The 20,721-nt window shown below is 70.2% G+C and carries 15 protein-coding genes and 8 pseudogenes; 16 read left to right on the top strand and 7 right to left on the bottom strand.

Annotation, left to right across the window (positions count from 1 at the left end; translation table 11 throughout):
* Nucleotides 1-10: 10 nt before the first annotated feature.
* The gene (locus ACZ8AI_RS05950) at nt 11-598 is read right to left on the bottom strand and encodes a hypothetical protein (RefSeq protein ID WP_464857262.1); all 588 of its coding nucleotides are present in this window, start codon (nt 596-598) and stop codon (nt 11-13) included.
* Between the two features lie 146 nt (nt 599-744).
* On the opposite strand from ACZ8AI_RS05950, the gene ACZ8AI_RS05945 reads away from it, so the two are divergent.
* The 6 genes and pseudogenes from ACZ8AI_RS05945 to ACZ8AI_RS05920 all read left to right on the top strand — a co-directional run.
* Nucleotides 745-1,677 carry an NADP-dependent oxidoreductase gene (locus ACZ8AI_RS05945; RefSeq protein ID WP_464857260.1) on the top strand — a complete coding sequence of 311 codons (933 nt, stop codon included), beginning with the start codon at nt 745-747 and terminating at the stop codon, nt 1,675-1,677.
* Between the two features lie 92 nt (nt 1,678-1,769).
* Nucleotides 1,770-2,345 carry a DUF805 domain-containing protein gene (locus ACZ8AI_RS05940; protein WP_464857258.1) on the top strand — a complete coding sequence of 192 codons (576 nt, stop codon included), beginning with the start codon at nt 1,770-1,772 and terminating at the stop codon, nt 2,343-2,345.
* Between the two features lie 108 nt (nt 2,346-2,453).
* Nucleotides 2,454-2,975: a DUF805 domain-containing protein gene (locus tag ACZ8AI_RS05935; protein ID WP_464857256.1), complete on the top strand. Its 522-nt coding sequence runs from the start codon at nt 2,454-2,456 to the stop codon at nt 2,973-2,975.
* Nucleotides 2,972-3,538 (top strand): DUF805 domain-containing protein, encoded by a 567-nt coding sequence (locus tag ACZ8AI_RS05930; protein ID WP_464857254.1) that lies wholly within the window; start codon nt 2,972-2,974, stop codon nt 3,536-3,538. Before ACZ8AI_RS05935 ends, ACZ8AI_RS05930 begins: the two co-directional genes overlap by 4 nt.
* Complete coding sequence (locus tag ACZ8AI_RS05925) at nt 3,535-4,113, top strand: hypothetical protein (protein ID WP_464857513.1); 579 nt, start codon at nt 3,535-3,537, stop codon at nt 4,111-4,113. Before ACZ8AI_RS05930 ends, ACZ8AI_RS05925 begins: the two co-directional genes overlap by 4 nt.
* Nucleotides 4,040-4,348 (top strand): annotated as a pseudogene (locus ACZ8AI_RS05920) (DUF805 domain-containing protein); the annotation flags it as partial. The gene ACZ8AI_RS05925 and the pseudogene ACZ8AI_RS05920, both read left to right, overlap by 74 nt.
* A gap of 148 nt (nt 4,349-4,496) precedes the next feature.
* On the opposite strand, the gene ACZ8AI_RS05915 reads toward ACZ8AI_RS05920, so the two are convergent.
* The 6 genes and pseudogenes from ACZ8AI_RS05915 to ACZ8AI_RS05890 all read right to left on the bottom strand — a co-directional run bounded on the left by ACZ8AI_RS05915 (nt 4,497) and on the right by ACZ8AI_RS05890 (nt 10,157).
* The gene (locus tag ACZ8AI_RS05915) at nt 4,497-5,180 is read right to left on the bottom strand and encodes a hypothetical protein (RefSeq protein WP_464857511.1); all 684 of its coding nucleotides are present in this window, start codon (nt 5,178-5,180) and stop codon (nt 4,497-4,499) included.
* A gap of 69 nt (nt 5,181-5,249) precedes the next feature.
* Complete coding sequence (locus ACZ8AI_RS05910; protein WP_071290616.1) at nt 5,250-6,023, bottom strand: succinate dehydrogenase iron-sulfur subunit; 774 nt, start codon at nt 6,021-6,023, stop codon at nt 5,250-5,252.
* On the bottom strand, nt 6,020-7,819 hold the full coding sequence (sdhA, locus tag ACZ8AI_RS05905) for a succinate dehydrogenase flavoprotein subunit (protein ID WP_464857251.1): 1,800 nt from the start codon (nt 7,817-7,819) through the stop codon (nt 6,020-6,022). The genes ACZ8AI_RS05910 and sdhA overlap by 4 nt, the downstream gene beginning before the upstream one ends.
* Nucleotides 7,820-7,922: 103 nt before the next feature.
* Nucleotides 7,923-8,368: pseudogene (sdhD, locus tag ACZ8AI_RS05900) on the bottom strand (succinate dehydrogenase, hydrophobic membrane anchor protein).
* Nucleotides 8,365-8,829, bottom strand: a complete 465-nt coding sequence (gene sdhC / locus ACZ8AI_RS05895; RefSeq protein ID WP_464857249.1) for a succinate dehydrogenase, cytochrome b556 subunit — start codon at nt 8,827-8,829, stop codon at nt 8,365-8,367. The pseudogene sdhD and the gene sdhC overlap by 4 nt, the downstream one beginning before the upstream one ends.
* A gap of 77 nt (nt 8,830-8,906) precedes the next feature.
* Entirely contained in the window at nt 8,907-10,157 is a 1,251-nt protein-coding gene (locus ACZ8AI_RS05890; protein ID WP_464857247.1) for a glycosyltransferase family 4 protein, read from the bottom strand.
* A 143-nt stretch (nt 10,158-10,300) separates the two neighbouring features.
* Between ACZ8AI_RS05890 and ACZ8AI_RS05885 the strand changes: the two are divergent.
* The 10 genes and pseudogenes from ACZ8AI_RS05885 to ACZ8AI_RS05840 form a co-directional block, all read left to right on the top strand.
* A pseudogene (locus ACZ8AI_RS05885) lies at nt 10,301-11,416 on the top strand (mannose-1-phosphate guanylyltransferase).
* Nucleotides 11,417-11,753: 337 nt separating this feature from the next.
* Entirely contained in the window at nt 11,754-12,698 is a 945-nt protein-coding gene (locus tag ACZ8AI_RS05880; protein WP_464857244.1) for a BMP family lipoprotein, read from the top strand.
* A 73-nt stretch (nt 12,699-12,771) separates the two neighbouring features.
* A pseudogene (locus ACZ8AI_RS05875) lies at nt 12,772-14,271 on the top strand (ABC transporter ATP-binding protein); the annotation flags it as partial.
* A 358-nt stretch (nt 14,272-14,629) separates the two neighbouring features.
* Nucleotides 14,630-15,322, top strand: a pseudogene (locus ACZ8AI_RS05870) (ABC transporter permease); the annotation flags it as partial.
* Nucleotides 15,323-15,679: 357 nt separating this feature from the next.
* Nucleotides 15,680-16,968: pseudogene (locus tag ACZ8AI_RS05865) on the top strand (ABC transporter permease).
* A gap of 151 nt (nt 16,969-17,119) precedes the next feature.
* The gene (locus ACZ8AI_RS05860; RefSeq protein ID WP_464857242.1) at nt 17,120-17,479 is read left to right on the top strand and encodes a cytidine deaminase; all 360 of its coding nucleotides are present in this window, start codon (nt 17,120-17,122) and stop codon (nt 17,477-17,479) included.
* 5 nt (nt 17,480-17,484) lie between these two features.
* Nucleotides 17,485-18,784 (top strand): annotated as a pseudogene (locus ACZ8AI_RS05855) (thymidine phosphorylase).
* 120 nt (nt 18,785-18,904) lie between these two features.
* On the top strand, nt 18,905-20,017 hold the full coding sequence (locus ACZ8AI_RS05850) for an adenosine deaminase (RefSeq protein WP_464857240.1): 1,113 nt from the start codon (nt 18,905-18,907) through the stop codon (nt 20,015-20,017).
* A 3-nt stretch (nt 20,018-20,020) separates the two neighbouring features.
* Nucleotides 20,021-20,467, top strand: a complete 447-nt coding sequence (locus ACZ8AI_RS05845) for a PTS sugar transporter subunit IIA (RefSeq protein ID WP_464857238.1) — start codon at nt 20,021-20,023, stop codon at nt 20,465-20,467.
* Nucleotides 20,464-20,721, top strand: a pseudogene (locus tag ACZ8AI_RS05840) (PTS sugar transporter subunit IIB); the annotation flags it as partial. The gene ACZ8AI_RS05845 and the pseudogene ACZ8AI_RS05840, both read left to right, overlap by 4 nt.

The following is a 20,721-nucleotide window of genomic DNA, read 5'->3' as shown; positions in this document are numbered from 1 at the left end:
CCCGGCTGGGTCAGCGCCGCTCGCGAGCCCATTCGTGCCCGCCCTTCGCTAGGTCCATGTGCCACTGGTACAGGCTGCTCTGCTCCGCGAGGAGCTCGGAGTAGAGCGATCGAGCACGGGGATCCGGCGACAGTGTGAGGTAGTGCTCGTCGTCGAGGATCGCACCGATACCCATACGGACGTCGTGGTAGGCATCGTGCTGGTCACTGACGTCGACGTACGACCGCATCTCCTCGAGGTACCCCTCGAGGATCGCGAGGTACTGCCCTCCGGCGATCCGCTTCTCGGCACGCTGCTGTTCCGTGCGGAAGAGATGAAGGGCCCCGCGCGCGACATCGTCGATGAACGACTGCGACGCCCGTGACATCGGATCCGTGGGCCCCGTCGCCAGGGTCTTCTCGAAGCCCCGCGAGCCCGAGTCGGTCCCGAACGTGAGCTTCCTCGCCGCATCGCTCGGCTGCTCGGTGATCGCGATCCGGTACGCAGGACCGGAGCCGAACTCCTGCCACGCGGGGAAGGTCGACCGGCGCCGCGGGGGCGAGGGCTTCGTCGCGATCCACCACCGCAGCACACCCCGGATCCGGTCCGGGTCGTCCACGTGCGTGACGCTGCTGTCGAACGCGTCGTACCAGCCCTGCAGGAGTTCGAGGAGGAGCGTGCCGTCGTTGCCGGAAGGTCAGCGCGAGGCCGGTCGGTCGATCGTGGCTCGTCACGCCAGCAGGCTACCGGCGTACCGTCGCACGCATGACGAAGCACTGGGTGGCCCCGCGGTTCGGCGGCAGCGAAGTCCTCGAGTACGTCGACACCGAGGTCCCCGCGCCCGGCCCCGGCGAGGTCACGATCGACGTCCGTGCCGCTGGCGTCAACCCCGCCGACACGAAGCACATTCGGCAGGGCGACCCGTCGAGCCTGCCGATCCCGATCGGCTACGAGGTCGCCGGGGTCCTCAGCGCCATCGGCCCCGACACCGAGATCGCGTCCGGTGGGGGAGCCGTCGGCGACGAGGTCCTCGCCTTCCGCGTCTCCGGCGGCTGGGCGGAACGCCTCACCGTCCCCGCTTCGGACGTCTTCGCGAAGCCCGCGTCGCTCGACTTCCCGGCAGCGGCCAACCTGCTCCTCGCCGGCTCGACCGCCGCCGACATGATCCGGGTCACCCGCGCGGAGGGCCGCGACACGATCGTGGTCCACGGCGCCTCCGGCGCGGTGGGCGTGAGCCTCCTCCAGCTGCTGCGCCCGCTGGGCGCGCGCATCATCGGCACCGCGTCCGAGCGGAACGCCGACACCGTCCGACGCTTCGGTGGCGAGTGGGTCGCGTACGGCGACGGCCTGGAGGCGCGCATCCGTGACCTCGCACCGTCCGGCGTCGACGTGGCACTGGACTGCGTGGGAACCGACGAGGCCGTCGACGTCTCGCTCGCGTTGGTCGCGGACCGGACCCGGATCGTGACGATCGCTGCGCCGGGGAGGGCTGCCCGTGACGGCTTCCCGGCCGTGGGCGGTGCGCAGCCGGAGAGCAAGGCGTTCCGTGACTCGGTCCGGCAGCGGCTGATCGACCTCGCCGGGGCCGGCCAGCTCGAGGTTCCGGTGGCGCGCACTTTCCCGCTGGCCGAGGCGAAGGAGGCCGCCGAGGTGCTCGAGTCGCAGCACCCGGGCGGCAAGCTCGCGCTGATCCCGTAGGGGCGGTGTCCTCCGCTGGAGTGACGCGAGCGAGCCGGCTGTCTGCTTGACTCTGTGTGCATCGACAGCCGGCCGCCGGAAGGAACGAACCAGTGAGCGACCAGAACCCGTACGGACGCGACCCGTACGCGCAGAACCCGTCCGGTCAGCAGCAGTACGGCCAGCAGCCGTACGGCCAGCAGTACGGCCAGCAGTACGGCCAGCAGCCGTACGGCGCGCAGAACCCGTACGGCCGCCCGACCCCGAACGGGCAGCAGCAGGGACAGCCGCCGCTCTGGGCCCCCTGGTACGGCATCCCGTTCCCGCAGGCGTTCCTGCGCTTCTGGAAGAAGTACGTCCGGTTCGACGGTCGAGCGAGCCGCAGCGAGTTCTGGTTCTGGGCGCTCTGGTACGTGCTCGGCAACGTCGCGGCGGGCATCATCGGAGCGGTCTTCAACGTGCTGCCGCTCTTCGACAACGCTGACGGTGGGCTCGCACGGCTGTGGGCGCTCGCGACCTTCATCGGGTTCATCGCGCTGACCGTCCGGCGCCTGCACGACGTGAACCTGTCCGGGCTCTTCGCGCTGTTCTTCATCATCCCGCCGATCGGCATCCTGTTCTCGCTCATCGTCGGTCTGCTCACCACGCACCCCGGTGGCCAGCAGTTCGACCGCCCCGATCGCGGCTGATCCGGGCCCTGCACGGCTCGTCGACACCCCCGTCACACGCTGACGGGGGTGTCGACGTTCTGGTTGACTCTGATCCGACACATATGTCGACACGCACAAGGGGGACCCGTGAGTGACCAGTACCCGCCCAACCCGTACGGCCAGCAGCAGCCGGCACCGCCCGGACCAGGGAGTGAGCCGCCGCTCTGGGCGCCCTACTACGGCGCGTCGTTCGGCAAGGCCGTCTCCCGCTTCTTCAAGAAGTACGCGACCTTCAGCGGCCGTGCGAGCCGCAGCGAGTTCTGGTGGTGGTACCTCGCGAACGTGATCGTCACGGCCGTGATCGTCGTCATCTACGTCATCGGTGCCTTCACGTCCCAGCGGGACACGGTGTCCACCGCCTACGGCACCAGCTCGATGATCACGTCGCCGTCGCCGCTGTTCGTCATCGGCGGGATCCTCCTGGGGGTGTGGGCACTCGCGACGATCGTGCCGACCCTCGCGCTCGGCTGGCGTCGACTGCACGACGCGAACCTGGCCGGGCCGCTCTGGCTCATCGCGATCTTCGTCGGCATCGTCGGCATCGTGTTCGGCCTCCTGCCCTCGAACCCCGAGGGGGCCCGGTTCGACCTGCCCGCGGGCGCTCGATGACCAACGGCACACCGCACTGGGCACCCCCGACCGACGAGCAGCAGCAGTACGGTCAGCCGTTCCCCCAGCACGCCCATCAGGCACCGGTCGGTCCGGACGGCAGACCGCCGCTCTGGGCTCCGTGGTACGGGATCGGGTTCGTCGGCGCGGTGACCCGGTTCTTCACGAAGTACGCGCGCTTCGACGGACGCGCGGGCCGGAGCGAGTACTGGTACTGGGTGCTCGCGAACGCCATCGTGACGGTCGTGCTCTACGGGAGCTTCTTCGTCGTGCTCTTCGCGACCAGCCCCACGACGACGGTGGTCGACGACAATGGCTTCTCGAGTCGGGTGACCGGTGCGCCGTCCCCGTTCGCCTGGGTCTTGCTGGGACTGTTCGGCCTGTGGTGGCTGGCGACCCTCGTCCCGAACCTGGCGCTCGTCTGGCGGCGGATGCACGACGTCAACCTGCCCGGGGCGTTGAGCCTGGTGAGCCTGGTCTTCTGGCCCGTCATGGTCGTCTTCGCCTGCCTCTCGCCGAACCCCGCCGGCGCCCGCTTCGACCGACCTGAAGGAGTCCGATGAGCAACGACACCCCGCAGTGGGGACCACCGGCCGACGGCGGCCAGGAGCCGCAGGGTCAGCAGCCGTCCGAGCAGCAGCAGCAGCCACAGGACGGGCAGCAGAACCCGTACGGCCAGCAGCAGGCGCACGACGGCCAGCAGCAGGACTATGGCCAGCAGCCGAACCCGTACGGGCAGCAGCAGCAGCAGTACGGCCAGCAGTCGAACGTGGCCGGGGAGCAGCAGCAGTACGGCCAGCAGCCGAACCCCTACGGTCAGCAGCCGCAGTACGGCCAGCAGCAGTACGGCCAGCCGCCGCAGTACACGCAGCAGCAGCAGTACGGCCAGCCGCCGCAGTACACGCAGCAGCAGCAGTACGGTCAGCCGCCGCAGTACACGCAGCAGCCGTACACGCAGCAGCCGTACGCGCAGCAGCCCTACGGGCAGCCGTACCCGCAGGTCCACGCAGCCGATCCCGGCCGGCCCGGACGGCGCCCCTCCGCTCTGGGCGCCCTGGTACGGCATCGGCTTCCTCGACGCCTTCCTCCGCTTCTTCAAGAAGTACGCCCGCTTCGACGGTCGGGCCAGCCGCAGTGAGTACTGGTACTGGTTCCTCGCGAACGCCATCGTGACGATCGTCCTCTTCGGCGGCTACATCGCGGCCATCATCGGGTTCGCAGCCTCGGCCACGCGCGTGGACGAGTACGGCAACGAGTACACGGCGAACTCCTTCCCGGTCCTCGCGTTCGTGCTCCTCGGGCTCTACGGCCTGTGGTGGCTCGCCACGATCGTCCCGAACATCGCGCTCGGGTGGCGCCGCCTGCACGACGCGAACCTGCCCGGTGCGCTGTGGCTGGTGTCGTTCGCGGCCGGTGTCGCGGGGATCGTGTTCGGCTGCCGCCGCCGAACCCGGCCGGGGCGCAGTTCGACCGTCCGGACCAGCGCTAGTCGGACACCGACGAGAACGGCCCTGCCACGCGTCAGCGTGGCAGGGCCGTCGTCGTCGGGGGAGTCAGACCACCCGGAGTCGAGCGAGCGAGCCGTCCACGACGAGGTCTCGCACCGTGACGGACGGATCCGCCGTCTGGAAGCGGAGCGCGCCTCCTGGCTGGTCGAACCAGGGCTGCACGAACCGGACGGTCACGCAGGAACGGCCGCTCGACCAGGTACCGGTGCGTCTCCCGGAGCCGCAGCGACGTGCGGCGGCAGCGACCGCTGCGGTGCCGGGGTGTCGAGCGGGTGCAGGAGGTACCCGTCCGGACCGCCGATGCGGTCCACGGGGACCCCGCCGGGATCTGGATGGTGAGGCCCTGCTCGCCGGCCTGGGCGACCTGCTGCGCGAGCTGCGGGTACGTCGAGGCGGCGCGGTCGCGGAGCCCGTCGAGCTCGTGCCGGGGGATGTCCCGCGGCGCCGGGAACGGCCGGTTCAGGAAGCGTCGCGGCATCTCGACCGCGTCCGCTTCACCGCGCGCGGTGGCGAGGCGACGGGCCGTGCCGTAGTCGACCACCTCGAGCGCGAAGTCGCCCGAGCCGTTCGTATCCGCGGGGACGATGCGGAGCGCGCCCTCCACCGGGGGCTCGTGCAGGGTCTCGCCGGGCAGCTGCACGTAGCGGATCGTGTAGCCGAGCTGGTCGAGGATGGGGCGGGTTTCCGCGAACGTCATGGTCCGGAGCCTATCGGTGGTGTCTCGGGCGAGCCTTGGACGACGCCGAGGAACGGCTCCGACCGGACGTCACGCGCGACCCCGCATCAGGGCCTGCTTGACCTCCGAGATGGCCTTCGTGACCTGGATGCCACGCGGGCAGGCGTCGGTGCAGTTGAAGGTCGTGCGGCAGCGCCACACGCCCTCCTTGTCGTTGAGGATGTCGAGGCGCACGTTCGCCGCGTCGTCGCGCGAGTCGAAGATGAAGCGGTGCGCGTTGACGATCGCCGCCGGGCCGAAGTACTGCCCGTCGGTCCAGAACACCGGGCACGACGAGGTGCACGCGGCGCAGAGGATGCACTTCGTGGTGTCGTCGAAGCGGGCACGGTCGGCGACGGACTGGATGCGCTCCTTGCCCTTCTCCGGCACCGAGTTGGCCTGCAGGAACGGCTGGACCTCGCGGAAGGACTTGAAGAAGGGCTCCATGTCGACGATGAGGTCCTTCTCGAGCGGCAGGCCCTTGATCGCCTCGACGTAGATCGGCTTGGACACGTCGAGGTCCTTGATCAGGGTCTTGCACGCCAGGCGGTTGCGCCCGTTGATGCGCATCGCGTCGGAGCCGCACACGCCGTGCGCACAGGAGCGACGGAAGGTCAGGGACCCGTCCTGCTCCCACTTGATCTTGTGCAGGGCGTCGAGGATGCGGTCGGTCGGCAGCATCATGACGTCGAAGTCCTGCCAGCGCGGCTCGTCGTCGACGTCCGGGTCGAAGCGCCGGACGATCACCGTGACGGAGAACGATCCGGGAGGAGCGTCCTGCACGGTGTCGGTGCGGGGTGCGTCGGAGACCAGGGTGTCGGTCATCTCCAGTACTTCCTCTCCATCGGCTCGTACCGCGTCACGACGACTGGTTTCCAGTCGAGGGTGATGTGGTCGTCGGCGAGTGACGAGTGCGGATCGCCCGTCAGGTACGCCATGGTGTGCTGCATGTAGTTCTCGTCGTCGCGCTTTGGGAAGTCGTCGCGCATGTGCCCGCCGCGGGACTCCTTGCGGTTCCGGGCCGAGTAGACGACGACCTCGGCGAGGTCGAGCAGGAACCCGAGCTCGACGGCCTCGAGCAGGTCGGTGTTGAAGCGCTTGCCCTTGTCCTGCACCGAGACCTGCATGAAGCGGTTCCGGAGCGTGTGGATCGTCTCGGTGACGCGGGCCAGGGACTCGTCGGTGCGGAACACCTGCGCGTTCTTGTCCATCTCGTCCTGCAGTTCCTTGCGCAGGGCCGAGACGCGCTCGGTGCCGGTCGAGGCGCGGAGCTGCTCGAGCATGTTGCGGACGCCGGCGGCCGGGTCCTCGGGCAGGGGCAGGAACTCGGCGGTCTTGACCCACTCGGCGGCGTTGTTGCCGGAGCGCTTGCCGAAGACGTTGATGTCGAGCAGCGAGTTCGTGCCGAGACGGTTCGAGCCGTGCACGGACACGCAGGCGCACTCGCCGGCGGCGTACAGGCCGGGGACGACGGTGGTGTTGTCGTACAGCACCTGGGCGTCGGTGTTCGTCGGGATGCCGCCCATCGCGTAGTGCGCCGTCGGCATGACGGGGACCGGCTCGACCACGGGGTCGACGCCGAGGTAGGTGCGGGCGAACTCGGTGATGTCCGGCAGCTTCGTCTCGAGGACCTCGGCGCCGAGGTGCGTGCAGTCGAGCAGCACGTAGTCCTTGTTCGGGCCGGCGCCGCGGCCTTCCGCCACTTCCTGCACCATGCACCTGGCCACGATGTCGCGGGGTGCGAGGTCCTTGATCGTGGGGGCGTAGCGCTCCATGAAGCGTTCACCGGAGGCGTTGCGGAGGATCGCGCCCTCGCCGCGGGCGCCCTCGGTCAGCAGGATGCCGAGGCCGGCGAGCCCGGTCGGGTGGAACTGGAAGAACTCCATGTCCTCGAGCGGCAGGCCGGTGCGCCAGACGATGCCGACGCCGTCACCGGTGAGGGTGTGCGCGTTCGAGGTCGTCTTGTACATCTTGCCGAAGCCGCCGGTGGCGAAGATCATCGCCTTCGCGTGGAAGACGTGCAGCTCACCCGTGGCGAGCTCGAACGCGACGACGCCGACCGGCTGCTTGCGGGTGACGCCGTCCTCGCCGACGACGTCGACCATGATGAGGTCGAGCGCGTAGAACTCGTTGTAGAACTCGACGCCGAGCTTCACGCAGTTCTGGAACAGCGTCTGCAGGATCATGTGGCCGGTGCGGTCGGCGGCGTAGCAGGCCCGGCGGACCGGTGCCTTGCCGTGGTCGCGCGTGTGGCCGCCGAAGCGCCGCTGGTCGATCTTGCCCTCGGGCGTGCGGTTGAACGGCAGACCCATGTTCTCGAGGTCGATGACCGCGTCGATCGCCTCCTTCGCCAGGATCTCGGCGGCGTCCTGGTCGACCAGGTAGTCGCCGCCCTTGATCGTGTCGAAGGTGTGCCACTCCCACGAGTCCTCTTCGACGTTCGCGAGGGCCGCGGCCATCCCGCCCTGCGCCGCACCGGTGTGCGAGCGGGTCGGGTACAGCTTCGAGATGACGGCCGTCTTCGCCTTCGGGCCGGCCTCGATGGCGGCACGCATGCCGGCACCGCCCGCGCCGATGATGACGATGTCGAACTGGTGGTGGTGAACGGTGGTCTCGGTCACTGGGGCCTTTCCGGGGAGGGTGCCGCGCCAACAGGGGTGTCGTCGGCGGGCGAGTCGGTCTGCGCGGGTGCTGGGGCCCGCGTGCTGCTGTGCGGCGTCGGCGCTACTGCGCGGGGCAGAACGACGGCAGGTCTGCAGCGGCGGCGCCGGCCGGGCACGGGTCGAACGTCCAGCACACGAGGAGGCCCAGGACGATCAGGACGACGCACGCGATGAGGATCGCGACGAGCAGCGTCTTCCGGACACCGGGCTTCGACACGTAGTCGTTGACGATGGTCCGCATGCCGTTCGACCCGTGGATCAGGGCGAGGACGAGCATGAGGAGTCCCACACCTGCCAGAACGGCGAGGCCCACTTGCCGGCGACGAAGGCGAAGTCGATCTGCTTGACGCCCTCGCCCGCCACCATGTTGACGAAGAGGTGGCCGAAGATCAGCACGACGAGCAGGACGCCCGATGCGCGCATGTAGATCCAGCCCCACTTCTCCCAGTTGGTCGTGCGGCGGGCTGCTGCTGCGGAACGCGGCGGTTCGATGGTCTGCGTGGTCATCCGGGCGCCCCTTGGTTGAAGTCCGCGACGAGGTTCATGAGCTGGCGCGGCAGGAAGCCGGCAATGGCGATCGCCCAGAGGACGATCACGATCCAGAACATGGCGCGCTGGTACTTCGGGCCCTTCGACCAGAAGTCGATGAGGATGATCCGGAGACCGTTGAACGCGTGGAAGACGATGGCCATCACGAGGGCGATCTCGCCGAGGTTCATGATCGGCGTCTTGTAGGTGCCGATGACCGCGTTGTACGCCTCGGGGGAGAGCCGCACGAGCGCGGTGTCGAGGATGTGCACGAGCAGGAAGAAGTAGATCGCGACACCGGTGATGCGGTGGAGGACCCAGGACCACATCCCCGTCGATCCGCGGTAGAGCGTGCCCTCGAGCTTCCGAGAGGCACGGGGTGCCTCGATCGTGACTTCGGGGACGGCGGTTGCCGTACCGCCGCCGGTGGGCTCAGCCATGAGCTCGTCCTTCCATAGGACGGGCTCGCCCGATCGGCGAGCCCTTGCCGTTCGTGTTCGTGTGGAACACGTCCATCCTATGCGCGTGCGCTGACCTTCTCGTGCCAGTCCGCCCGGGCGCCCCGCGTCGTGGCGGGCGGCGCGCCGATCGCGCGTGCCGTGTCGTGGTGCGCGAGGAGCTGGTCGCCGACCGCCTCCCAGGTGGTGCCCTCGACCCGGAGCCGCCCCGCGGACCCCATTCGGTCGGCGAGCGCGCGGTCCTGGTGCAGGCGCAGGACGGCAGCTCGGAGCGCCTGCGGCACGTCCGGGTCGTAGAGCTCGCCGTCGAGGCCCGGCGCGACGAGGTCCAGCGGCCCGCCCGAGGCGGGCGCGATCACCGGCAGCCCGCTCGCGTGCGCCTCCTGCAGCGTCTGCCCGAACGTCTCGGCGGGGCCCGTGTGCACGAACAGGTCGAGCGCCGCGTACGCGTCCGCCAGCGCGTCACCGCGCAGCGGGCCGGTGAAGGTCACGTCCAGGTGCCGCAGCCGACGCTCGAGCACGGGCCTGGAGGGACCGCCTCCTGCGACCACGATCCGGATGCCCGGGATGCCGCCGAGCTCCGCGAGCCGCTCGACCTCCTTCTCCGGTGCCAGCCGACCCACGTACCCGACGATCGTCTCGCCGCCCGGCGCGATGCGGCGGCGGAGCGCGCGGACGTGGGCAGACGACCGCCGTGCCGGGTGGAAGAGCGCGGTGTCGACGCCGCGCCCCCAGCGCGCGACGCGGGGGACCCCGTCCTCCGCGAGCATCGACGCCGTCGCGCTCGACGGGGCGAGGGTGAGCGACGCTCCGGCGTGGATCCGGCCGAGGATCCTCCGCACCAACGGGACGGTCGCGGTCAGGCCGTTGCGGCGGGCGAACCCGGCCACGTCGGTCTGGAAGACGGCGACGGAGGGGATGCCGAGCCTCCCGGCTGCCGTGATCGCGCGCCCGCCCAGCAGGAACGGACTGGCGGCGTGGAGCACGTCGGCGCCGGAGGCGGCGAGGATGGTGTCGAGCACCGGGTGGGGGAGGGCCACCGGGAACTGGCGGTACGCGACGGCGGGGATGCGGTGGACGTCGAAGGAGCGGTAGCGCTCCACCTCGGTGCGGGAGCGGAACCGGGCGAGCCCCGGGGTGTCCGGCGCGATGACGACCGCGCGGTGGCCACGGCGTTCCAGGTGGTCGAGGACCGCGAGGACGCTGGTGGTCACGCCGTTGAGGGTGGGCAGGAAGCTCTCGGTCACGACGGCGACGGTCCGTTGGGACGTGCCGCGCTCCACGCTGCGTGCGTTCATGGCACGGCTCATGCTCCGCGGGGCGCGTGACCCGACGGGGCCGTCGACGTGAACGGGGTGCGCGAACGGGGTGAACAGGGCGTGCGGATCGCCGCATGCGGGAAACGTGCGGGGAGCGTCCAGGCTCTGCGGCGCCGCACCGGTACGGTGAGCCTGTGGCAGACGAGCTCGAGGACTTCTACGCGATCATCCCCGCCGGGGGCATCGGATCGCGGCTGTGGCCGTTGTCGCGGGCGGACGCGCCAAGTTCCTGCACGACCTGACCGGATCCGGCACCTCGCTGCTCCGGCAGACGTGGGACCGACTGGCGCCGCTCGCCGGGGACCAGCGGATCATGGTCGTCACCGGCCGTGCCCACCGCATCGCCGTCGAGTCGCAGCTGCCCGGCGTCGAGGACCACAACGTCGTGCTCGAGAGCGAGCCGAAGGACTCCACGGCGGCCATCGGACTCGCCGCGGCCATCCTCGTGCGCCGCGAGCCGGACGTCGTCATCGGGTCCTTCGCGGCCGACCACGTCATCGGCGACGCCCGTGGCTTCCGCCGCTCCGTCCGCGAAGCCGTGGCGGCCGCACGCGCCGGCTACGTCACGACGATCGGCATCACCCCCACCGAGCCGGCCATCGGCTTCGGGTACATCCACGCGCACGGCGAGACGATCGGCATCGAGGGCGCCCCGACCGCGCACGCCGTGCAGTCCTTCGTCGAGAAGCCCGACCTCGACACCGCCCGCTCCTACGTCGAGCAGGGCACCTACCTCTGGAACGCCGGCATGTTCATCGCGCGCGCCGACGTGCTCCTCGCCGAGATCGGCCGGACGAAGCCCACGCTGCTCGCCGGGCTCGAGGAACTCGCCGACGCCTGGGACACCTCGGCACGCGGTGCCGTCGTCGACGCGGTCTGGCCCGGGCTCGAGGAAGATCGCGATCGACTACACCGTGGCCGAACCCGCCGCGGCGGCCGGACGGATGGCCGTCATCCCCGGCGACTTCGACTAGGACGACGTCGGCGACTTCGCGTCCCTGGCCAAGCTGCAGTCCGGCGGCCGGGCGAACAACCTCGCCGTCCTCGGCGACGGTGCCCGCATCCTCGCCGGCTCGTCGAGCGGCATCGTCGTCTCGCACAGCCAGCGGCTCATCTCGCTCATCGGCGTCGAGGACATCGTCGTCGTGGACACCCCCGACGCCCTGCTCGTCACCACCAGCGCGAACGCCCAGCGGGTGAAGAGTGTGGTGGATGCACTGAAGATCAGCGGTCGCGGGGACGTGCTGTAGCGCTCCACCACGAAATGTGCGCGAACGCCCCGAACTGGGGCCGGACGCACGACTCCGCGTTACGGGCGCGTTTCGGCGCGGTCGCGATCCCGTAACTGATCCACGGACCCCTCCAGGAGCGTCCTGTACCGGCCGGGCGGTCGTGTACTGTCGCCACGATCGCCCGGAACGCACGTGGTCCGGGCACGCCCCCGGAGGAACCCACCCGTGACATCTCGTACCCGTCCAGGTCCTGCTGAGCTCCCTCGCGCTCGCCGGCACCGTCGCCGTCCTCGCCGGCTGCTCGGCCGCCCCGTCCGACAACGCCTCGGCCAAGAAGACCGACTTCCGTCCCTGCATGGTCTCCGACGCCGGTGGCTTCGACGACAAGTCGTTCAACCAGCTCGGGTTCGAGGGCATGAAGGACGCCGCGAGCGACCTCGGCGCGACCTACAAGTCCGCCGAGTCGAAGGACGCCACCGTCTACGACTCGAACATCGAGCAGCTCGTCAACCAGAACTGCAACCTCATCGTCACCGTCGGCTTCAACCTGGCCGACGCCACGAAGAAGCAGGCCGCGGCGAACCCCGACACCGACTTCGCCATCATCGACGACAACTCGATCAAGGCCGACAACGTCAAGCCGATCACGTTCGACACCTCGCAGGCGGCGTTCCTCGCCGGCTACGCGGCCGCGTCGTACTCGAAGTCCGGCGTCGTCGGCACCTTCGGCGGCATGCAGATCCCGACCGTCACGATCTTCATGGACGGCTTCGCGGACGGCGTGAAGTACTACAACGAGCAGAAGTCGAAGGACGTCAAGGTCGTCGGCTGGGACGTCGCGAGCCAGAAGGGCTCCTTCACGGGCGGCTTCGAGGCCGGCACCCAGGCGAAGGCGGTCGCGCAGACCCTCATCGACCAGGACGCCGACGTCATCCTCCCCGTCGGTGGCCCGATCTACCAGTCGGCCGCCGAGGCGATCAAGGACGCGAACAACGGTTCCGTGCTGATCGGTGCGGACAGCGACCTCTACGAGGCCGACCCCCGCTACAAGGACATCGCGTTCACGTCCGTCGAGAAGGGCATGCGCCCCGCCGTCAAGGACGTCGTCGAGCAGGCCGCCGACAAGAAGTACTCGAACGAGCCGTACGTCGGCACGCTCGAGAACGACGGCGTCGGCATCGCGCCGTTCCACGACTACGCCGACAAGGTGGACAAGGGCCTCGAGAAGGAGCTCGACACGATCAAGTCGGGCATCGTCGACGGCTCCATCAAGGTCGAGACCAAGGCGACCGTCAAGTAGTCCGGTGAACGCGGGCGGGGGACTTCCCTCGCCCGCGTTTCCGTGCGCCGATCACAGAAATAGACTCCCGAACATGAAGCTCGAACTCCGCGGCATCACGAAGCGGTTCGGCCCCCTCGTCGCCAACGACCACATCTCGCTCACCGTCGAGCCCGGTGAGGTCCACTGCCTCCTCGGCGAGAACGGCGCCGGCAAGTCGACCCTGATGAACGTCCTCTACGGCCTGTACCAGGCGGACGAGGGCGAGATCCTCCTCGACGACGTCGTGCAGGACTTCGACGGCCCCGGTGACGCCATGCGCGCCGGCATCGGCATGGTGCACCAGCACTTCATGCTCGTGCCCGTGTTCACCGTCGCCGAGAACGTCATGCTCGGGCAGGAGCAGACCAGCTTCGGCGGGCGGCTCGACCTCGCCGGCGCCCGCAAGCGCGTCCGCGAGATCTCCGAGCGGTTCGGGTTCGACGTCGACCCCGACGCCAAGGTCGAGGACCTGCCCGTCGGCGTGCAGCGGCGCGTCGAGATCATCAAGGCGCTGTCGCGCGACGCCTCCGTGCTGGTGTTCGACGAGCCGACGGCCGTCCTCACCCCGCAGGAGACCGACGAGCTGATGGGCATCATGCGGCAGCTCCGCGAAGCCGGTACCGCGATCGTCTTCATCACGCACAAGCTGCGCGAGGTCCGCGAGGTCGCCGACCGCATCACGGTGATCCGTCTCGGCAAGGTCGTCGGCGAGGCCTCGCCCACCGCGACGAACAACGAGCTCGCCGCCCTCATGGTCGGCCGCGCCGTCTCGCTCGTCGTGGACAAGGAGCCGGCGACCGGTGGCGAGGACGCCCTGGTCGTCGAGAACCTCACCGTGACGGACGCGAACGGCATCGTGCTCGTCGACGACGTGTCGTTCACCGTCCGCCGCGGCGAGGTCCTCGCGATCGCCGGCGTGCAGGGCAACGGCCAGACCGAGCTCACCGAGGCGATCCTCGGCCTCGAGCCCGTGCACGCCGGACGGGTCACGCTCGACGGGCGCGAGCTCACCGGCCGCAGCGTCAAGCAGATCCTCGACGCGGGCGTCGGCTTCGTGCCGGAGGACCGCAAGGAGGACGGGCTCGTCGGCGAGTTCACCATCGCCGAGAACCTCATGCTCGACCGGGCCGACCACGCCGAGTTCGTCCGTGCCGGCACCATCCGCGCCGCCGAGCGCGACTCGTTCGCCGACGAGAAGATCGCCGAGTTCGACATCCGCACCCCCGGCCGGACAGCGGCCGCCGGTCGGCTGTCCGGCGGCAACCAGCAGAAGATCGTCCTCGCCCGCGAACTCAGCCGCGAGCTCCGTCTGTTCGTCGCGGCGCAGCTCACGCGCGGCATCGACGTCGGGTCGATCGAGTTCGTGCACAAGCGCATCGTCGCCACCCGCGACACCGGCGTCCCCGTCATCGTCGTCTCCACCGAGCTCGACGAGGTCGCGGCGCTCGCCGACCGGATCGCCGTGATGTACCGCGGCGGGATCGTCGGCATCGTCCCCGCGGACACCCCGCGAGACGTCCTCGGCCTCATGATGGCCGGGGAGATCCCGAAGGAACGGAGCTGGCAGCGTGAGCACCACGCCAGAGAACACGCAGCCGGGCACACCCGTGCCGGACGACGCACAGCCGAGCGCGGCGCCGCAGGCCGACGCGCCGCCGGCAGCCGAGGCACCCACGGACGACCGCCTGCAGGACGTCGAGTCGACGCCCACCTCATGACGGACTCCGCCGCCGACACCGAGCGTCGCAACGGCGGCGACCGCTGGCAGGCCGCGATGCAGGGGATCCTGAACGGCTCCGCGCTCGTCACGGTCCTCGCCGTCGTGCTCGCCCTCGTCGCCTGCGGCATCCTCATCGCGATCACCGACGAGAACGTCCGCGCCGCCGCCGGGTACTTCTTCGCCCGCCCCGGTGACACCATCCAGGCCATCGGCACCGCGGTCGGCGGCTCGGTACGCCTCGCTGTTCCAAGGCTCCGTGATCAACTTCGGCGCCGATTCGTTCCACCAGGCGATCGTCCCGCTCACGCGCTCGATCGACTACGCCGTGCCGCTCATCGCAGCGGGCCTCGGCATCGCCCTGTCGTTCCGCGCCGGCCTGTTCAACATCGGCGGCCAGGGACAGATCCTGATAGGCGCCGCGGCGGCCGGCTGGGTCGGGTTCTCGTTCGACGGCCCGGCGGCCCTGCACATCCCGCTCACGATCATCGCCGGCATCGTCGGCGGTGCCGTGTGGGCCGGCATCGTCGGCGTGCTCAAGGCCCGGACCGGCGCCAACGAGGTCGTCCTGACGATCATGCTCAACTACGTCGCGCTCTACCTGGTGAGCTACCTGCTGCGCACCCTGGTCTCCTGCCACCGGCGCCGGGCAGCACCGAAGCCGATCTCGCCCGCGACGAAGGACAGCGCGGTGCTGCCCGCACTGTTCGGCCCGCGGTACGGCGTCGACCTCGGCTTCGTCGTGGCGATCATCGCGGTCGTCGTCGTGTGGTGGCTCGTCAACAAGTCGTCGCTCGGGTTCCGGTTCCGCACCATCGGTGAGAACCCGCGCGCCGCCCGTGTCGCCGGCATGAGCGTCCCGAGCCTGACGATCTGGGTCCTGGTGATCTCCGGTGCCCTGGTCGGCATCGCCGGCGCCTACCAGGTGCAGGGCGCCGTGACGATCCGGCTTCACCTCGAACATCGACGCCGGGATCGGCTTCGACGCGATCACCGTCGCGCTGCTCGGCCGGTCGAAGCCGTGGGGCGTGTTCTGGGCCGCGATCCTGTTCGGCGTGCTGAAGAACGGTGGCTACGCCATGCAGGCCGCCAACGGCATCCCGATCGACATCGTCGGGGTCATCCAGGCCCTCATCGTCCTCTTCATCGCGGCCCCGCCGCTCGTCCGCGCGATCTTCCGGATCCCGCAGCCGGGCGCCCGTCGACGCGTCAGCACGAAGAACAGCAAGAAGGCGGTCGCCGCGTGAGCACCCTCAGCCCCACCGCGACCCCCGCGTCGTCGCCCACCGACCGTCCGGTCGAGACCACCCGCAGCTGGAAGCTGCCGATCGGCTACGCGGTCTTCACCGTGCTCGCCGTGGTCTTCTTCATCCTGCTGCAACGCGCCGGCACGACCACGTTCCGCCTGGCGAACCCCGGTGACTTCTTCGCGCTGCCGAACGTCCCGCTGCCCGCCGCGGCCACCGGCATCGTCGTCGTGCTCCTGCTCGCGATCGCCACGGTCTACGCCTTCGTCGAGGTCCGTGCCTCGCGGGGCGTCCCGCTCTGGGTGACCTCGGTCTTCGCGATCGTGTTCGTCATCGGCTTCCTGACCTGGGCCGCCGCCGGCGCGACGATCCCGCTGCCGGGCCTGCTCGTCGGTGCGCTCGGCCTGAGCGTCCCGCTCGTGTTCGGTGCGCTCGGCGGCGTCATCTCGGAGCGCGTGGGCGTCGTGAACATCGCGATCGAGGGCCAGTTCCTCGCCGGCGCGTTCACCTCGGCGCTCATCGCGTCGATCTCCGGTTCGCCGTGGGTCGGCCTCGTCGGCGCGCTCGTCGCCGGTGTGCTGGTGTCGTTCGTCCTCGCGGCGTTCAGCATCAAGTACCTCGTCGACCAGGTCATCGTCGGTGTCGTCATCAACGCGTTCATCTCTGGCCTCACCGGCTTCCTGCATCGCAGGTGCTCTCCCCGAACGAGGAGTCGCTCAACGTCGGCATCCGGTTCCCGAAGATCGAGATCCCGCTGCTCCACCAGATCCCGGTGATCGGCCCGATCTTCTTCGAGCAGACCGTGGTCGTGTACCTGGCGTACGTCGCCGTCGCCGTCGTCACCTTCGCGCTGTTCAAGACCCGCTGGGGCCTCCGCCTCCGCGCGGTCGGCGAGCACCCGCAGGCGGCCGACACGGTGGGCATCAACGTCACCAGCACGCGGTTCTGGAACGTCTCGCTCGCCGGCGCGATCGCCGGTCTCGGTGGTGCGTACTTCACGCTCGACGCGGTCGGTCCGTTCACCAAGGACATGACCGCCGGCGCCGGCTACATCGCGCTCGCGGCCGTCATCTTCGGCCGCTGGGACCCGATCCGCGCGACGCTCGCGGCGCTGCTGTTCGGCTTCGCGTCGAACCTGCAGAACACGCTCGGGGCGATCAACTCGCCCGTGCCGAGCGAGTTCCTGCTGATGCTGCCCTACGTGGTGACGATCTTCGCCGTGGCCGGCCTGGTCGGTCAGTCGCGCGGTCCCGCCGCGTCCGGCAAGCCCTACATCAAGAGTTAGTCCGACCACACCGGCCTGGAGGCGCGGCACATGACCCACACGAACGCCCAGGGTGACCAGGCGGTCACCGCCACCGCCGGGGCGGACGCCGCCCCGCGCCTCCAGTCCGACGTGGACTGAACCGCCCCTGCGGACCGCAGCGACGGCCGCCATGCGCCACGCCTACGCGCCGTACTCGTCGTTCCCGGTGGGTGCCGCGGCACTCACCGACGACGGTCGGATCGTCTCGGGCTGCAACGTCGAGAACGCCTCGTACGGGGTGACGCTCTGCGCGGAGTGCTCGCTCGTCTCGCAGCTGCACATGACCGGCGGCGGCAAGCTCGTCGCGTTCACCTGCGTCGACGGCGACGGGGCGACCCTGATGCCGTGCGGGCGCTGCCGGCAGCTGCTGTTCGAGCACTCGACCGAGGGCATGCTGCTCGAGACGGTCTCCGGAATCCGCACCATCGACGAGGTCCTGCCCGACGCGTTGGGGCCGCGTACCCTCGCCACCTACCAGCAGGAGCACTGATCCACATGGCCGTCGAGCCCTTCGACACCGTCGACCTCATCCGCACGAAGCGCTCCGGCGGCGCGCTGAGCACCGCCGAGGTGGACTGGCTCGTCGACGCGTACACCCGCGGCTACGTCGAGGACCCGCAGATGGCGGCCATGGCGATGGCGATCTTCCTGAACGGGATGGAGCGGCGCGAGATCAAGGACCTCACGCTCGCGATGATCGCGTCGGGGGAGCGGATGTCGTTCGGCTCGCTCGGCAAGACGACCGTCGACAAGCACTCCACGGGCGGGGTCGGGGACAAGATCACGCTGCCGCTCGCGCCGCTGGTGGCGTCGTTCGGCGTCGCGGTGCCGCAGCTGTCCGGCCGTGGCCTCGGCCACACCGGTGGGACGCTCGACAAGCTCGAGTCGATCCCCGGGTGGCGGGCGTCGCTGACGAACGACCGCATGATGGAGATCCTGTCCGACGTCGGCGCGGTCATCTGCGCCGCCGGCTCGGGCCTGGCACCGGCCGACAAGAAGCTCTACGCCCTGCGGGACATCACCGGCACCGTCGAGTGCATCCCGCTCATCGCGTCGAGCATCATGTCGAAGAAGATCGCCGAGGGCACCGGTGCCCTCGTGCTCGACGTGAAGTTCGGGTCCGGTGCCTTCATGCCGACCTACGAAGCGTCGCGCGAGCTCGCGCAGACGATGGTGGACCTCGGGAACGACGCCGGGGTGAAGACCTCGGCGCTGCTCACCGACATGGAGGTCCCGCTCGGCCTGACGATCGGCAACGCGCTCGAGGTGCGGGAGTCGGTCGAGGTGCTGGCGGGCGGCGGCCCGGCCGACGTCGTGGAGCTGACCGTCGCCCTGGCCTCCGAGATGCTCACGCTGGCGGGACTGCCGGACGCCGACCCGGCCGCTGCTCTGGCGGACGGGCGCGCGATGGACACGTGGCGCCGGATGATCGCCGCGCAGGGTGGTGACCCCTCTGCCGCGTTGCCGGTCGCCCGCGAGCAGCACGTCGTCACGGCGCCGTCGTCCGGTGTGCTGGCGCAGCAGGACGCCCTGCCGTTCGGCGTCTCGGCCTGGCGCCTCGGTGCCGGTCGTGCCCGCGCGCAGGACCCGGTGCAGGCCGGGGCGGGCATCGAGCTGCACGTCAAGCCCGGTGACACCGTGACCGAGGGGCAGCCGCGTCTGGACGCTGCACACCGACGACGCCTCGCGGATCCCGCGGGCACTCGAGTCACTCGAGGGTGCGTGGTCGATCGGCTCGTCCGACGCTGCCGTGGCGGCGCGCGGGCCGATCGTGCGGGAGCGCATCGCGGGCTGAACGCGACCGTCCGACCGACCGGAGGCTCTGCGCACACGTGTGGAGAGCCTCCAGTCCCTTCGTCCGTCTGTTGTGCACAGGTGCCTGCGCGCGGTCGGTGACCACCGATAGCCTGGTCGCATGAGCGCCGACGCCCCGACCTACCGCCTGCCCGACGCCGGAGCGGTCATCAACGACCTGCCGAAGGTCTCGCTGCACGACCACCTCGACGGCGGCCTGCGTCCGGCGACGATCATCGAGCTCGCAGCGTCGGCGGGTATGTCGCTCCCCACCACCGACCCGGCCGAGCTCGGGCAGTGGTTCGCCGACCAGTCGAACTCCGGCTCCCTGGTCGAGTACCTCAAGACGTTCGACGTCACCACGTCGGTGATGCAGACCGCACCGCAGCTCACCCGGATCGCCCGCGAGTTCGTCGAGGACCTGGTCGCCGACGGCGTCGTCTACGGCGAGGTCCGCTGGGCGCCCGAGCAGCACCTGCAAGGTGGGCTGACCCTCGACGAGACGGTCGAGGCCGTGCAGGCCGGCATCGAGGAAGCAGTCGACGCCGCCGACGGTCGCATCCGCGTCGGACAGCTCGTGACGGCGATGCGCCACGCGGACCGGTCCCTCGAGATCGCCGAGCTCGCCGTGCGGCACCGCGACCGTGGGGTCGTGGGCTTCGACATCGCGGGTGCCGAGGCCGGATTCCCCGCCTCGAACCACCGCGCCGCGTTCGACTACCTGGCGTCCGAGCTGTTCCCGGTCACGGTCCACGCGGGCGAGGCCGACGGGCTCGCCTCGATCCGCTCCGCCCTCGTCGACGGTCGAGCGCTGCGCCTCGGCCACGGTGTCCGGATCTTCGAGGACGTCACCCTCTCCGACGCCCGCGACGGCTCGACCCTGGCCTCGCTCGGCGAGGTCGCGGCGTGGGTGCGCGACCGTGAGATCCCGCTCGAGGTCTCGCCCTCGTCGAACCTGCAGACGGGCGCGATCGCGGCCTGGGGCGACGACCTCGCCGACCACCCGATCGACGTGCTCTACCAGCTCGGCTTCCGCGTCACGGTCAACACCGACAACCGGCTCATGAGCGGCACCACGCTGTCCCGTGAACTCGCGCTGCTGGCCGGCACCTTCGGGTACGACCTCGACGACCTCGCGGCGTTCCAGATCAACGCAGCCCTCGGCTCCTTCCTGCCGCTCGAGGACCGCGAGGAGATCATCGCCACGATCACGGCCGGACACCAGGAGGCCTGACGCATGCCGCTGCCGCCACTGCCGGACGACGCCGTCGTGCTCGGGGCCACCGCGTCCTCGTGGCGCGAGGCGCTCCAACTGGCCGGTGGCGCCCTCGTCGCCTCGGGGGCGTCGACCGAGCCCTACACCCAGGCGATGATCGACCTGGTCGACGAGCACGGGCCGTACATCGTCATCTCGCCCGGGCTCGCCTTCGCGCACGCCCGACCGGGGCCCGCGGTGCTCCGTGACGGTCTGTCGGTCGTGACGCTCGCGTCGCCCGTCGTGTTCGGACACCCGCACAACGACCCCGTGCGCGTCGTGCTCGGCCTGGCGGTCGCCGGGGTCGGCACCCACCTCGAGTCGATCGGCGAGATCGCGAACCTGTTCAACGACGCCACCGTCACCGGGCGGTTGGCGGCGGCGACGACGGCGGACGAGGTCCGCGGGATCATGGGCGTCTCCGCATGACGACCGATCCGGAGTCCCTCGTGAAGATCGTGACCATCTGCGGCGCCGGGATCGGCGCCGGCGCGATCCTCAAGGTGAACGCCGAGAAGGCGCTCGCCACCCTCGGGCTGACCGCTTCCGTCATCGCCGCCGACGTCGCCTCCGTGCGCACGGTGTCCGACGACGCGAACGTGATCCTCACCAGCCAGGAGTTCGTCGAGGCCATCGAGGACACCTACGCCGAGGTCATCGTGATCCGGAACCACTTCGACCAG

The sequence above is a fragment of the Curtobacterium sp. AC273 genome, assembly GCF_979253735.1.
This window is presented reverse-complemented; position numbering and strand designations above follow the sequence as displayed.